Annotated in this window: 13 protein-coding genes; 9 read left to right on the top strand and 4 right to left on the bottom strand. The window is 60.7% G+C overall.

What is annotated here, in order from left to right; all coding sequences use genetic code 11:
• Positions 1–20 precede the first annotated feature (20 nt).
• Both HMPREF1206_RS00275 and HMPREF1206_RS00270 read right to left on the bottom strand, forming a co-directional pair.
• Complete coding sequence (locus HMPREF1206_RS00275; protein WP_016421401.1) at positions 21–1379, bottom strand: 3-oxoacyl-ACP reductase; 1359 nt, start codon at positions 1377–1379, stop codon at positions 21–23.
• A gap of 47 nt (positions 1380–1426) precedes the next feature.
• A complete protein-coding gene (locus tag HMPREF1206_RS00270; RefSeq protein WP_016421400.1) occupies positions 1427–2749 on the bottom strand; it encodes an acetyl-CoA C-acetyltransferase in 1323 nt (440 codons plus the stop codon).
• Between the two features lie 296 nt (positions 2750–3045).
• Between HMPREF1206_RS00270 and HMPREF1206_RS00265 the strand changes: the two genes are divergently transcribed.
• The 5 genes from HMPREF1206_RS00265 (at position 3046) to HMPREF1206_RS00245 (ending at position 8333) form a co-directional block, all read left to right on the top strand.
• A complete protein-coding gene (locus HMPREF1206_RS00265) occupies positions 3046–3939 on the top strand; it encodes a phosphoribosylaminoimidazolesuccinocarboxamide synthase (RefSeq protein WP_016421399.1) in 894 nt (297 codons plus the stop codon).
• Positions 3940–3944: 5 nt separating this feature from the next.
• Positions 3945–6176 carry a S9 family peptidase gene (locus HMPREF1206_RS00260; protein ID WP_369707168.1) on the top strand — a complete coding sequence of 744 codons (2232 nt, stop codon included), beginning with the start codon at positions 3945–3947 and terminating at the stop codon, positions 6174–6176.
• 4 nt (positions 6177–6180) lie between these two features.
• Positions 6181–6852, top strand: coding sequence for a 5,6-dimethylbenzimidazole synthase (gene bluB, locus HMPREF1206_RS00255; protein WP_016421397.1), 672 nt, complete (start codon positions 6181–6183; stop codon positions 6850–6852).
• 133 nt (positions 6853–6985) lie between these two features.
• Positions 6986–7795: a polysaccharide deacetylase family protein gene (locus HMPREF1206_RS00250; RefSeq protein WP_222865203.1), complete on the top strand. Its 810-nt coding sequence runs from the start codon at positions 6986–6988 to the stop codon at positions 7793–7795.
• Positions 7796–7841: 46 nt separating this feature from the next.
• A complete protein-coding gene (locus tag HMPREF1206_RS00245) occupies positions 7842–8333 on the top strand; it encodes a glutathione peroxidase (RefSeq protein WP_016421395.1) in 492 nt (163 codons plus the stop codon).
• Positions 8334–8339: 6 nt separating this feature from the next.
• On the opposite strand, the gene HMPREF1206_RS00240 is transcribed toward HMPREF1206_RS00245, so the two are convergent.
• Positions 8340–9278, bottom strand: a complete 939-nt coding sequence (locus HMPREF1206_RS00240) for a hypothetical protein (protein WP_042388202.1) — start codon at positions 9276–9278, stop codon at positions 8340–8342.
• 120 nt (positions 9279–9398) lie between these two features.
• Between HMPREF1206_RS00240 and HMPREF1206_RS00235 the strand changes: the two genes are divergently transcribed.
• Positions 9399–10106, top strand: a complete 708-nt coding sequence (locus tag HMPREF1206_RS00235; protein WP_016421393.1) for a hypothetical protein — start codon at positions 9399–9401, stop codon at positions 10104–10106.
• Here HMPREF1206_RS00235 and HMPREF1206_RS00230 read toward each other — a convergent pair.
• Positions 10103–11110, bottom strand: a complete 1008-nt coding sequence (locus HMPREF1206_RS00230; RefSeq protein WP_016421392.1) for an acyl-CoA thioesterase — start codon at positions 11108–11110, stop codon at positions 10103–10105. The genes HMPREF1206_RS00235 and HMPREF1206_RS00230 overlap by 4 nt on opposite strands.
• A gap of 29 nt (positions 11111–11139) precedes the next feature.
• Here HMPREF1206_RS00230 and HMPREF1206_RS00225 point away from each other — a divergent pair, with 29 nt between their 5' ends.
• From HMPREF1206_RS00225 to purM, 3 genes are all read left to right on the top strand, one after another.
• Entirely contained in the window at positions 11140–11580 is a 441-nt protein-coding gene (locus tag HMPREF1206_RS00225; protein ID WP_016421391.1) for a sterol carrier family protein, read from the top strand.
• A gap of 50 nt (positions 11581–11630) precedes the next feature.
• Positions 11631–13199 carry an amidophosphoribosyltransferase gene (gene purF / locus HMPREF1206_RS00220; RefSeq protein WP_016421390.1) on the top strand — a complete coding sequence of 523 codons (1569 nt, stop codon included), beginning with the start codon at positions 11631–11633 and terminating at the stop codon, positions 13197–13199.
• A 158-nt stretch (positions 13200–13357) separates the two neighbouring features.
• Positions 13358–14422, top strand: coding sequence for a phosphoribosylformylglycinamidine cyclo-ligase (purM, locus tag HMPREF1206_RS00215; protein WP_016421389.1), 1065 nt, complete (start codon positions 13358–13360; stop codon positions 14420–14422).
• The last annotated feature ends 115 nt before the right edge of the window (positions 14423–14537 follow it).

Below are 14537 nucleotides of genomic sequence, written 5' to 3'. Positions count from 1 at the left end.
TGCGGAAGCCGCGACTTCGCTTAGGCGCCGACGATGTTCTGACCGCAGACGCGCAGGACGTGACCATTGACGCCGAGAGCGCGGTCGGAGACCAGGAAGGCGATTGCCTGGGCGACATCGCCCGGTTGGCCACCCTGCTGCAGCGAGTTCACGCGTCGAGCAACCTGGCGGTTGACGAACGGAATAGCAGCGGTCATGTCGGTCTCGATGAAGCCCGGAGCAACAGCGTTGATGTTGCCGCCGCGCTTAGCGAACTCCTCAGCGTAAGCCTCGACCATTGCGATAACACCGGCCTTGGAGGTGGCGTAGTTGGTCTGACCGCGGTTACCTGCGATACCGGAGGTGGAAGCCATGGTGGCAATACGCGGAGCCTTCTCGAAGGCCTTGTGGTTCAGCAGCTGCTCGTTCATCTTCAGCTGAGACTCGATGTTGACGGCGATGACCGAGCCCCACTTGGCTTCGTCCATGTTGGCGAACATCTTGTCGCGGGTGATGCCTGCGTTGTGGATGACGATGTCCAGGCGACCGTAGCGGGCTACAGCGGCATCGGCAATGGCGTTGCCGGCGTCGTCGGCAGTGATGTCCTGCTGCAGAGCCAGGCCACCGAGCTCGTTGGCAACCTTGGACAGAGCCTCGCCAGCCTGTGGAACGTCGATGACGATGACCTCTGCGCCGTCAGCCTTGAGCTGGCGAGCGATAGCGGCACCGATACCACGGGCGGAACCGGTGACAGCGGCAACCTTGCCAGCCAGCGGCTTATCCCAGTCGGACGGGATCTCGCCAGCGTCGGAGGTGACGCGGAGGAACTGGCCGTCGATGAAGGCCGAGCGGCCGGAGAGGAAGAAGTGCAGGGAGGAAATCACGGACGGTGCGGTGACTGAGACACCCGGAGCAACGAGGATGCCGTTGGCGGTTGAGCCGCCACGAACCTCGTGGCCGAGGGAGCGAATCAGGCCCTCGATACCACCGGCGACAGCGTTCTCAGCGACCTCGGCCGGGGTTGCGTTGTGGTGAGCATCCTTGGCGCGGGAGACGGTGACGATGCGGCCACCCTTGTCCAGCTTGCGCATGTGCTTTGCAGCAGCGAGCACTGGGCCCTGCAGCTCTGACGGGCGCTTAGCCTCGGTGGCGACGAGGACAATGGCACCAATCTTGTCGTCAGCGGCGTTGCCACGACGAACTTGCAGGCCCCACTCTGTCAGCTGAGCTGCAACTGCGTCTGCATCTGCACCCTCGCCGGTGACGAGCACCTTGTCGTTGTTCAGCAGCGGACCGCCCGGCTTGTGGCGGCGCAGGAACGGTGGCTGTGGCAGGCCAGCTGCTTTAGCCAGTCCAGTGAGCGGACCACCGTTGACGAGTTCCTGGTACTTATCGGTCATGGAAAATTCTCCTTGAAAGTAAAAGTGTCTTTATCGGTGGTGCGCTTTTAGACGCGAGCCTCGAGAACTGCGACAACACCCTGGCCGCCCGCGGCACAGACAGAAATCAGGCCGCGAGTGGTCTTGCCGGTCTCGTCTGCCTTCTGGCGCAGCATCTTGGCGAGGGCTGCCACAATGCGGCCGCCGGTAGCGGCGAATGGGTGGCCGGCTGCCAGGGAAGAGCCCTTGACGTTGAGCTTCTCGCGCGGAATCGAGCCCAGCGGGCCTTCCAGTCCGAGCTTGGTACGGCAGAACTCCTCGTCCTCCCATGCCTTCATAGTGGACAGGACGGTGCCGGCGAAAGCCTCGTGGATCTCGAAGAAGTCGAAGTCGTCGAAGGTCCAGCCGTTGCGGGCCAGCAGGCGCGGGGTGGCGTAAGCCGGAGCCATCAGCAGACCCTCGTCGCCGTGGACAAAGTCAACTGCGGCTGCCTCGGAATCGACGACGTCGGCAAGCACCGGCAGACCGCGCTCAGCGGCCCACTCCGGGGTGGAGACGAGGACGGCAGAGGCGCCGTCGGTAAGCGGAGTGGAGTTACCGGCGGTCATGGTCGGCTCTGCTTCCAGACCGCGGCCGAAGACTGGCTTGAGCTTGGCCAGCTTCTCCGGGGTGGAGTCCGGGCGCATGTTGGTATCGCGGGAAACGCCCTTGTACGGGGTGACGAGGTCAGTGAAAAAGCCCTCGTCGTAAGCGTTTGCCATGTTCTGGTGGGAAGCGGCGGCGAGCTCGTCCTGCTCAGCACGGGTAACGCCCCACTTGGCGGTGGTGATGGCCTGGTGCTCACCCATGGACAGGCCAGTGCGCGGCTCGCCGGTCGACGGAGTGTCTGGAGCCAGGTCGGACGGACGAGCCTTCAGGAAGACCTTTGCCATGTCCAGAGTGGACTTCTGGCGGCTGGCCTCCAGCAGGATCTTGCGCAGACGGTCGTTGACAGCAATCGGAGCGTCGGAGGTGGTGTCCACGCCGCCGGCGATGGCGGAGTCAATCTGGCCCAGCTTGATCATGTTGGAGACAGAGTTGAGGGCTTCCATGCCGGTGGCACATGCCATCTGAATGTCGAAAGCCGGGGTGTCCGGCGCCAGTGCGGAGCCGAGGACACACTCACGGGTGAGGTTAAAGTCACGGGAGTGCTTCAGCACAGCGCCGGCGGAGACTGCGCCGAGGCGCTCGCCGCCGATACCGAAGCGGGCGACGAGACCGTCGATTGCAGCGGTCAGCATGTCCTGGTTCGACTCGTTAGCGTATTCCTTATTAGAACGAGCGAACGGAATGCGGTTACCGCCGACGACGACTGCGCGGCGCAGAGAGTTATTGTTGGCCTGAGCTGCCATGTGATTGTTCCCTTCAAAATCCTTGAAGTGTGACGTGAATTACTAAATTTAGACAATACTGGTATCGGTGTTTTCTGTCACGTTTTTAGAAATATTTTTGCCCAGTCATCTACCGAGCGGGGGAGGTGAGGGGTAAACACCGTCGTCCACCTGTGAAAAATTCGATGGGCAGCACTGCGGAATCTCAAAAGTTTTCCCGCTTGACGACGGTAATTGCGTCAATCCCCACTAGTTGGGGTGGCGGCCGGAGGTATCAATAGAGTGCAAAGGCGTATAGGGGTTTAGACTTTATCGCCATGCGACCTGAACTTTCCTCGTATAACCATCTTTCCGCGGGCAAGGTCCGGGAAATCTACGAGATTGACCCTGAGACTCTGCTGCTTGTGGTCAGTGACCGTATTTCTGCCTTCGACCACATTCTGGAGACCCCGATTCCTGACAAGGGTCGAGTGCTCACCGCGATGAGCGTGTTCTTCTTCGATGAGATTGACTTCCCGAACCACATGGCTGGCCCGGCTGACGATGAGCGCATTCCGGAGGAGTGCCTCGGCCGTGCGCTGGTGTGCAAGAAGCTGGACATGCTGCCATTCGAGTGCGTCGCACGTGGCTACCTGACCGGCTCTGGTCTGGTCGAGTACAAGGAAAACGGCACTGTCTGTGGCATTGAGCTGCCAGAGGGCCTCGTCGAGGGCTCCAAGTTGCCAGAACCGATTTTCACCCCGGCCACCAAGGCCGAACTGGGCGAGCACGACGAGAATGTCTCCTTCGACGCCGTTGTGGAGTCCCTGGGGCAGAAGCGCGCCGAAGAGCTGCGCGATGCCACCCTGCGTATCTACACCCAGGCTGCTGAACTGGCTGCTGAGCGCGGCATCATCCTGGCCGACACCAAGTTCGAGTTCGGTCTCGACTCCGACGGCAATCTGGTGCTGGCCGACGAGGTTCTCACCCCGGACTCCTCCCGCTACTGGCCAGCCGACTCCTACCAGGAGGGTTCGGTTAACCCGAGCTTTGACAAGCAGTACGTACGAAACTGGCTGACCTGCTCCAAGTCCGGCTGGAAGAAGGACGAGGGCACTCCGCCGCCAGCGCTGCCGGGTAGTGTTGTGGAAGCAACTCGCGAGCGGTACGTCGAGGCCTACGAACGACTGTCGGGCCGCCGCTTCTCGGACTGGATTGGAGAACCTGCGTGAGCGAAGTGACCTTGGACTCGGCATCCGTCGGCAAGCCTGCAAAAAAGGATTTGCCTGCACCCCGTGCACAACGGAAGCCGGTGACTCGGTCCTTCCACGGAAGGGACTTCACCGATAACTTCGAGTGGCTCCGCGATAAGGAAAACTCCGAGGTTATCGAATACCTAGAGGCTGAAAATGCCTATACGGAGGCTTTTACCTCCGATCTTGACGGCACCGCGGACGCGATTTTTAAGGAGATCAAGTCGCGCGTGCAGGAGACCGATATGTCGGTCCCAACTCGCCTTAATGGCTGGTGGTACTACTCGCGCACGCAGGAGGGTAAGTCCTACGGGATGAGCTGTCGCGTGCGTGCGGAGGCCGGTGACGGTCTTGCCGCGTGGACTCCGCCGACCATCGCCGACGATGCCCCGGCACCAGGAGAACAGGTCATCCTGGATGCCAACGAGCTGGCCGAAGGCCATGATTTCTTCGCCCTCGGCGCAGCGAGCGTCTCCGCGGACGGCAATCTGCTGGCCTATTCCACCGACGTCACAGGCGACGAGCGCTACACGCTGCGCGTAAAGGATTTGCGTACGGGCGAACTGCTTGACGACGAAATTGCGGGCATCGCCGCAGGTGCTACCTGGGTCGGCTCCGAGTGGATCTTCTACCAGAAGGTCGACGAAGCCTGGCGGCCGGATTCCGTGTGGCGTCACCGCGTGGGCACCTCCACCGAGGATGACGTCTGTGTCTTCCATGAGCCCGATGAGGCCTACTGGGTCGGAGTCGGTACGGTACGCAGCGAAAAGTACCTGATTATTGAGAGCTCCTCGAAGATTACCTCCGAGGTTTGGTACCTGGACGCCAGTGACCCGACCGGTGAGTTTACCTGCGTGCGCCCGCGCGAGGCCGGTGTTGAATACGACATCGACCACGCCGTCATCAGCGGCCGGGATATGTGGCTGATTACACACAATATGACTGGCTCGAGCTTCGCACTGGCCATGGTGCCAGTGGGGTCTTTCGACAGCGTTTCAGAGCTCACTGAGCTGGTTCCTCACCGCGATGACGTCCGCGTTGAGGGCGTCGACTGCTTCGCTGGCCACATCGCGTTTGGCTACCGTCGCGGCGGTATTGGCCGTGTGGCGCTGGCGGTATTGGATCATGACGAGGATGGTGCTGGCTCCGCTGGTGATATCTCTGATACAGGCGATGCTGCTGTTCCAGTGCCAGCGTCCGCTGTGAACTTCGTCGAGCTCGACTTCGACGAAGAGCTCTATTCCGCAGGCACTACCGGCAACGCTGAATGGGACACCCCGGTGTTGCGCTACGCTTACGGCTCCTTCACCACGCCGTCGCAGCTCTGGCAGATTGACATTGCCTCTGGCAAGCGAGTGCTGCTCAAGGAGCAGAAGATTCGCGGGGAGTTTAATCGCGGTGATTACGTCGCCAAGCGTGAATGGGTGAGTGCAGCCGACGGTGCCCAGATTCCGGTATCGATCATCCACCGCGCGGACCTGGACCTGAGCAAGCCGAATCCGACGCTCCTCTACGGCTACGGCTCCTATGAATCGTCGATGGATCCGGGCTTTTCCATCGCGCGGCTCTCGCTGCTGGATCGCGGGATGATCTTTGTCATTGCACACGTCCGCGGTGGTGGCGAGATGGGTCGTGGCTGGTGGGAGAACGGCCGCGCAACCACGAAGAAGAACACGTTCACTGACTTCGTCGCCGTCGCTGACTACCTGCTGGATTCCGGTTGGACCACGCGCGAGCAGCTGGTAGCACTCGGCGGTTCGGCGGGTGGCATGCTGATGGGCGTGGTCGCAAACATTGCTGGCGATAGGTTCGCGGGCATTCAGGCCGTGGTCCCGTTTGTCGACTGCCTGACGTCCATGCTGATGCCAGAGCTGCCGCTGACCGTGGTGGAGTGGGATGAGTGGGGCGATCCCTACCACGACCCGGAGGTCTACGACTACATGGCCTCCTACGCGCCGTACGAGAACATCTCGGCCGATGCGAAATACCCGAAGATTCTCGCGATTACTAGTTTGAACGACACCCGCGTGCTCTACGTGGAGCCGGCAAAGTGGATTGCCAAGCTGCGCGAGGTTGCCGGAGGTCAGCCGGGGCAGTTCCTGCTCAAGACCGAGATGTCCGCTGGTCATGGTGGTGTTTCCGGTCGTTACGAACGTTGGCGTCAGACTGCCTTCGAGTACGCCTGGATTGTCCACACTGCTGGTGCGGTGGAGTAACGGCATGGATATGCGCACGCTGCTGGCAGCGCAGGGTTTTGACACCGATTCGCTTTCCGACGATCAGTTGGCCGTCTACCACACCCTTTTTCGGCGGCGGGATGTGCGCCGCGAATTCGCCGGAGAAGTGGTGGACAGGGAGCGATTGATGCGCGTGTTGGCGGCGGCCCACGCTGCCCCATCGGTGGGGCTGTCCCAACCATGGGACTTTCATATCATTCAGAGCCCGGACCGCCTGCGGCAGTTTGCCGACCACGTAGCCGGACGCCGCGCTGAATTCGCGGCCAAGCTCGAAGGCGAGCGGCGTGAGACCTTCAATCCGATTCAGATTGAAGGAATTGTGGACTCGGGAACGGGCATCGTCGTCACCTATGACCCGACCCGTGGCGGCAAGAGCATTCTCGGCCGCGACACCGTCGATGACACCGGCCTCATGTCAGTCGCGCTGGCTATTCAGAATCTGTGGCTGGCTGCTACGGCAGAGGGGCTCGGCGTCGGCTGGGTCAGTTTCTACCATGAGGATTTCCTGGCTGACTTTGTCGGTGTCGAGGCACCCGTGCGCCCGGTGGCCTGGCTGTGCATTGGTCCAGTAACGCACCTGGCCGAGGAGCGTGACTTGGAGAAGTTCGGTTGGCGCAAGGGACTGGCGCTCGATGAGGTTGTGCATTGGGGATAATCCGCGCTGCAGACGCGAATTGATGCCCTGCGATGGCGCTTTTTGAACTCTTACTTGAAAGGCTTCTGAGTATTCTCCAAGCCTTGTCCTCTCCGTTACCAAAAATTTACATACGCCTGTTTTTGTTGAATCCATGGCAGGCAGTGGGGTGCAAGAACAGATTCGGACGACCGACCAGGTCATTCGTCCAGCGGGCAAAGAGCTCGTAACTGTTGACGGTGGTGAGGTCGGTTCGCCGCTTTTGGTGTCGGTGTCGGGTTTGCGCGATGGCACATTGCTCGACGTCGCTCGTTTCGTGGCAGCGATGGAACAGCGCGGTATTACACCGTCTCTGCTGGTAGCGCCGCATGCGGGTAAAAACTGGTCGTTGCGGGAAGCTCCGGCGGTGCTGGATTGGCTCCGCCGTCGTAGCGATGACGGCATCGAGATTGTTCTCGCGGGGTTTGATCAGTCAGTTCGAGGCCGGGGCGCGGAATTTGCGTCGTTAAGCGAACATGAAGCGCGTTTGCGCCTGACCGCCGCAACGCGCCAGATGCGTGCGATGGGTTTTGAGACGGACGTCTTTGCACCGCCGAAGTGGACCATGTCGCCAGAGACCATGAACGTGCTGCCGGAGCTGGGCTTCCGTGTGGCAGCGGACCGAAATGGTGTCCGCGACCTGACCACTGGTGCTGTTGATCCGACTCGCGTGCTGGCTATCGGCGAGGGCTTCGGCGGCGCCGGTTGGTGGCGCCGTGCGGTGCGCTCCTCGGTGCAGCGCTCGCTGGAGAAGGGCCGCGCGGTGCGCATCTCCGTCAACGCTTTGAAACTGCGGGAGCACAAGCTACGCCAGGATGTTGTCGGCATCATTGACCAGGCGGTCGATGGGGGTGCGCAGCCGGTCAACCACTCTTCGGTGCCGCTGGGCCGCGAGCTCTTTGAAGGTATGGAGCAGGTCGGCTAGTCGCTACCTCTGACGGCTATCGGGGCACTGCCCTAGTGTGGGGTTTATGAGCAATCTCTTCGACATCCCAGTGACCACCATCGACGGCAACGAAGCAACGATGAATGACTGGGCAGGCCACGTTCTGCTTATCGTCAACACCGCCTCGGAGTGCGGTTTCACGGATCAGTACGACGATCTGCAAGGACTTTTCGACGAATTCGCACCCCGTGGCTTCTTCGTCCTCGGCTTCCCCTGCAATCAGTTCGGTGGGCAAGAGCCCGGCAACGCCGAGGAAATCAAGCAGTTCTGCCAGCGCGAATTCGGCGTTACCTTCCCGCTCTTCCAAAAGACGAAGGTCAACGGCGATGGCGCGCACCCACTGTACAAGCTGTTGAAGGAAACCCCGGACGCCGACGGCGAGGCTGGGGATGTGAAGTGGAACTTCGAAAAGTTCGTTGTCTCGCCCGAGGGTGAGGTCATCGGCCGTTTCCGCTCCAAGGTCTCGCCTGACGACGACACTCTGCGCGACCTCATCGAGGAAAACTTGCCTATTTAAACTTGGCTATTTGGTGGCGTCCAGCGGTGCTTGCTCGAAGTAGCCCGTGGCACCGTAACCCACGATGCCACCTCGGTTGCGCAGGGTCATGCTAGCTAGACCGACCTTGCCAAGCTCATCGCCACCGATGGTGACCCAGTCCCCCTGAACCGCGACAACCATGTTGGCGTGCACCCCAAGGCCTGCGGGGTAGCGGTAGAAAATGATGTCACCCACCTGAGGAGAGAAGTCCTTGTCGGTGACGAAAGCATCATGTGCCTTGTAGGCATCCATGAGCTGTTCGACATCCGTAACCAGCCATGGGTTCTCGGTTGTGGCAGCCGAATCCTCGGGCGTATCAAAGACCGGAACACCCGCGGAAGCGAGCAGGAATGACAAGAATGGCGCAGTCCAGGAACCGGAGCAGTCGACCGTGTTGCCGAATGCGTCAAGGTTTGGATTCAGTTTCGAAGTCTCGTTCGCAGCCGCAGGTGCAGAACCCGGCCTGGTGGCAGCAGCGGCGGCGACGGCATCTGCATCAGCAGTTGGGTCTGCGTCTGAATTCGGGTGCTCGCCGACCTTGGGGATAACGCTGCGGATGTCGTCATCAGTAGCACCACACGCCAGGCCGAAGTAAACCTCAGGGGAGGGCTGCTCCTCGTACTGATAGCGCGCAACATCCTTCAGAGCCTGCTGATAGTAAGGGCGGTCTGCCTCGGTGCGGGGGAACGTGCCACCACGCCACGCCAGAACATTGATAGGACCGAAGAGCGTGAACCACCCGGCGAAGAGGAATACCGCCGTCAGTACCAGGATGGACACAGGCGGGATAGCGGCGCGAACACGTTGCAGCATGCTCGGTGAGGATGCGTTCTCCTGGCCGTCGTCAAGCGATGGTGAGGAAGACTCAGACCGTGCTGCATGAGGCTGCTGTGCGGGCACAGGCGCGGGTGAATCGGTGGTCATATCTTCCCAGGATAGTAGGCGGCGCTGCGCTCGTCCTTGGCGAGTGCGTCTGAGGCCGTACGTAATGGCCTAGTCTGCGGCTCCTGCTGCGGAAGAGGGCGTGCAGTTAAACTGTGGTTCATGACTTCCCCCGACATGCGTAACGAGGCCGAGCACGACCCTCGTGAGGATCTGCCGAGCTTCCTGCGTGAGCCGGACAAAATAGACAAGCTTCTCTATGCATCGCTGATGCTGGTTGCCGTGTACGGCTTTGCAATCATCCCGTTCCGTGCGGTCTTGCTGCTCAAGTACACGTTCTTGCACACATGGCTGACAGGATCGAATCTGTCGGTGCTGATTCTCGCGTCGGAAAACGAGGACCGGCCGCTCTTCCTCTTCGCTGTTGTAGTGATTGCGGCGCTTTCGACAATCAAGTTCATGCCGTTCTTCTACTGGATGGGCAAGAAGTGGGGCACGGAATTCATAACGATGAGTTTCGGCGGACACCCACCGCGATGGTTTAAGAAGATGGAGAACTTCATCTATGAACGCATCGGGCTGAGTGTGCTGGCATCGTTTGTGCCATTCTCGCCGATTCCGGCCACGATTGTCGTGGCCATCGGTGGTATTGCGAAGGTGCGCGGCTGGGTAGTAGGCGTGTACCTCTTCCTCTGTGCCGCAATGCTCAAGTGCTTCTACCTGTACTTGGGCCTGAAGTTTGGCCCAAGCATCCAGGGCTCCCTGCAGACGATTGACCGGTACGTCACCTACATCACCTTCGCGCTGATTGGCTGGATGTTCCTATCCATCTGGTGGAAAAACAGGAAGCCGGGCGGCCAGGCGGCTTAGTCCTGTTCGCGCTCAATCAGCGGCAGTGGGCTGTACTTGTCACGCAACGCCTTCAGTGACAGATCGTGAGCGTGCAGGCGCTTGTCCTCATCCGTCGTCGGCTGGAAGTGCGGTACCGGCTGCGGGTTGAAATCGTCATCAATTGCGACATAAGTCATGGTCGAATGCAGTGCCTTGCGCAGGCCGCCGACACCCTTGCGGGGCTCACAGCAGTAGACCTGCACCGACAGATGCATCGAGGTCGTGCCTGTACGCAGGATGCGTGCGCGCACCTCAACCAGGTCGCCAATGTGGATTGGGCTGTAGAAGCGAATACCACCTGCGTAGACAGAAATGGTCTGGCGACCTGCCCAGTTGGTGGTAACTGCCGTCGCAGCCTCGTCAATCCACTCCATGGCGGTGCCGCCGTGGACGTTTCCGCCCCAGTTAACATCGGTCGGCTTTGCCAGGAAACGAGTGGTCAGTTCGGGTGCGGAAGAGTCCGCGGAGTAGGTCTGCGCGCGCATGCTGGCCTCGATGTCGCGGCGAAGCTCAAAACGGGAAAGAGCGGCCTTCTCAACGCGCTCCTCTTCCTCTGTTTGCGGCACCCACTTCGGCACCGGAGTCGACTTACCGTTTTCATCCATGGCCACGAAGATCACCAGGCAGTCAGCTGCGCGGGTGAACTTGCCCTCGCGCGGATCAGCCGAGAGCACCTCATTGACGATGTGCATGGAACTGCGACCGGTATGCGCAATCTTGGAGCGCACCTCAACAATGTGGCCACTGGGAATCGGGCGAGTGAAGTGAATGTGACCGAAGTACGCAGTCACGCAGTAGCGTCCCGACCAGCCGGTCGCGCAGGCGTAAGCGGCCTTGTCAATCCACTGCAACACACGGCCGCCGTGGACGGAATTGGTTCCGGCCATAATGACATCGGTCGGCGACGCCATAAAACGGAGTACAAGAGATGGTGACGCTGGAGCATGCACCTGTTCAGCTTTTTCAGTTGACTGCGTATCCATATATGAAAGCATAACTCTAGGATGAGGTTATGGTATCCAAAATCTCGCCTTTCGACGTTCGCAGCGCTCTTTCCACCGCCGCACCCTGGGCGGCGCAACGGCTTCTCGGTCGCGAATTGCTATCTGACCAAGAGGCTGCCTCCTTCATCGGGCCGGATGGGGCGCAGGGGTCGTCGTTAAGCCGTGCGAGCCTTGCCAAAGCGGTACGTCTGTCCGTGCGGATGCTCGCCCAAGAGGCTCCGGGGCATAGCGTCGAGGTGCGCGTGCCGCCCTTCGTCGCGGTCCAGTGCATTGAGGGGCCCAGGCACACGCGCGGTACGCCGCCCAATGTCGTGGAGATGTCGCCGGAGATTTGGCTGGGACTCGCGTGCGGAATGATCACGTTAGAGCAGGTGCAGGCGCACATCGATATGTCGGGCACGCGCGCGGCGGAAATTGGGAATCATCTGCCGGTGGCGCGCATTTCTTAAAGCCCGTGGGGGGATGCTGAATTGGTGCCTAGGCGGGTGGGGCTATTAGTGTGAATGTCGTGGCCGATACCAACATTTCAGGTGCACCAAAGTCCAAACTTTTGCCAATTTCGCCTTACGACGATCTGGGAGAGACATCCCCGCGCGAAGAATGTGGCGTTTTTGGCGTTTGGGCACCTGGCGAAGACGTGTCCAAACTCACCTACTATGGCCTGTTTGCCCTGCAGCATCGCGGCCAGGAAGCCGCCGGTATCGCAGTCGGCGACGGCGACCAAATTCTCGTATTCAAGGACCTGGGACTTGTTTCCCAGGTTTTTGATGAGCAGACGCTCGACGCCCTGAAGGGGCACGTAGCGGTGGGGCACACGCGCTACACCACCGCCGGCGCTCCTGCGTGGGAGAATGCACAGCCGATGTTCCAGATGGCCTCTGACGGCACGGACATCGCGCTGGGGCACAACGGCAACCTGACCAACCACCTCACGCTGTTCCATGAGGCGGTCGACAAAGGTTTACTGCGTGAAGAGGGCGAGCTGCCCAGTGACTCCGCAATCATGACCACTTTGCTTGCCGACGAAACCGGCAAGATTGACCACCCCGAAGATTACGGCTGCAGCACCAATGTAGAAGCGGCCGCGATGGCACTGCTGCCGCGTTTGAAGGGTGCTTTCTGTCTTACTTTCACCGATGGCGAGACCCTGTACGCCGCGCGTGACCCATACGGTGTGCGCCCGCTGTGCCTGGGGCGCCTGTCCGGTGGCTGGGTAGTCGCATCCGAGACTTGCGCGCTGGATATCGTCGGTGCATCGTTCGTCCGCGAGATCGAGCCAGGCGAGATGGTGACCATTGATGCTTCCGGTGTGCGTTCGCAGCGTTTTGCCGAGACCACCCACGCTGGATGCATTTTTGAGTACGTCTACCTGGCGCGCCCGGACTCCAACATCCGTGGTCGCTCCGTCAACGCGGTGCGTCTTGAGCTGGGCCGCCAGTTGGCACGTGAGTTCCCGGCTGACGGTGACCTGGTGATGCCGGTTCCGGAATCCGGTACCCCGGCCGCTGTTGGCTACGCCCAGGAATCGGGCATCCCGTTTGGACAGGGGCTGACAAAAAACGGCTACGTGGGGCGTACCTTCATTCAGCCTTCGCAGACGATTCGTCAGCTGGGCATCCGACTGAAGCTGAACCCGCTGAAGGAAGTTATCGCCGGTAAGCGCTTGGTCGTGGTCGATGACTCCATCGTCCGCGGCAACACCCAGCGCGCACTGATCCGCATGCTGCGTGAGGCCGGTGCAAAGGAAGTGCACGTGCGCATCGCCGCACCGCCGGTGAAATGGCCGTGCTTCTACGGCATTGACTTCGCCTCTCCGGGCGAGCTGCTGGCCAACGGTGTCGATGAGAATGACATCGTCGCCGGTATCGCAACCGCGATTGGTGCCGACAGCCTGGGATTTGTCTCCATCGATGGCATGGTCGCCGCTTCCGAGCAGGCAAAGACCGAAGTCTGTTGTGCGTGCTTCGATGGCAAGTACCCGCTGGGGCTGCCGGAGGGCAATCCGAATGCGGCAGCTGTGGAGAGGATGCAGGCAGCCCAGGCTGCCAAAGCCGCAACGAGCAATTAGCCTCGAAACCTCCTTAGAATGAACTACGAGAACTGAACCGAGAACGAAGCGCAAGCGGTGCTGTGGATTGCAGCCGTTGCTTTGTTCCCGGTCCGCCAATACTCCCGGATACGGCAGTAACGCCGCCCGGGGGAGAAAGTTTAAAGCGAGAGCCTCTAATGACCGAGAACGTTTCTGGTGCTTCCTACGCTGCAGCCGGTGTCGACATCGAAGCCGGCGACCGCGCCGTTGAACTATTCGCCCCGATTGCCAAGAAGGCCACTCGCCCAGAGGTCCGTGGCGGGCTCGGTGGTTTTGCCGGCCTGTTTGCACTGGGCAACTACGAAAAGCCGCTGCTGGCCGCATCCTCCGATGGTGTGGGAACCAAGTTGGCCGTGGCGCAGGCCGTCGGCAAGCACGACACCATTGGCCTGGACCTGGTCGCCATGGTCGTCGATGATCTGGTCGTGTGCGGTGCCGAGCCGCTGTTCCTGCAGGACTACATTGCAATTGGCAAGGTCGTGCCGGAGCACGTCGCCGAGATCGTTTCCGGCATCGCCGAGGGTTGTGTCCAGGCGGGTTGCGCGCTCCTGGGTGGCGAGACTGCAGAGCACCCGGGTGTGATGGAACCGGGTGAGTACGATGTCTCAGCTACCGGCGTCGGTGTCGTGGAAGAGGACAAGCTTCTCGGCCCGGACCGCGTGCGTGAGGGCGATGTCATTATCGCCATGGAGTCCTCTGGACTTCACTCCAATGGCTACTCGCTGGCTCGCTACGTTCTCCTGGAGAAGGCCGGTCTGGAGCTCGACGGTTATGTCGAGGACTTCGGGCGCACCCTCGGTGAGGAGCTGCTGGAGCCAACCAAGATTTATGCGAAGGACTGCCTGGCTCTCATGAACGAGGCCGAGGTCCGCACTTTCTGCCACGTCACCGGTGGTGGATTGGCTGGCAACATGGTTCGCATCATGCCGGAAGGCCTGACCGCCGACATGAGCCGCGCAACTTGGACCCCGGGTCCGATTTTCAAGACCATTGCTGAGCTCGGCAACGTCTCCCGCGAGGAGATGGAGAAGACCTTCAACATGGGTGTCGGCATGGTTGCGATTGTTTCCGCAGAGGACCGCGATCGTGCCCTGGCGCTGCTGACTGCCCGCCACATCAACGCTTGGGAGCTGGGTACTGTCCGCAAGAGCGAGGCTGGCGAGGACGGGGCTGTTTTGCGCGGCAGCCACCCGCGCTTCTAAGCGTCGGTCGGCCGTCGGTTTACTGCGACGGGCGGCCGGGATGCGGGTTGCACAACGGAGATTCCAGAAAACCACGGGCTGCAAATGTGAAACTGTATGAGTTTATGACACTTTC

The organism is Corynebacterium sp. HFH0082, from assembly GCF_000411235.1.
Lineage (GTDB): Bacteria > Actinomycetota > Actinomycetes > Mycobacteriales > Mycobacteriaceae > Corynebacterium > Corynebacterium jeikeium_D.
Note: the sequence above shows the minus strand (reverse complement) of the source record. Positions and strands in the feature narration are given on the sequence as shown.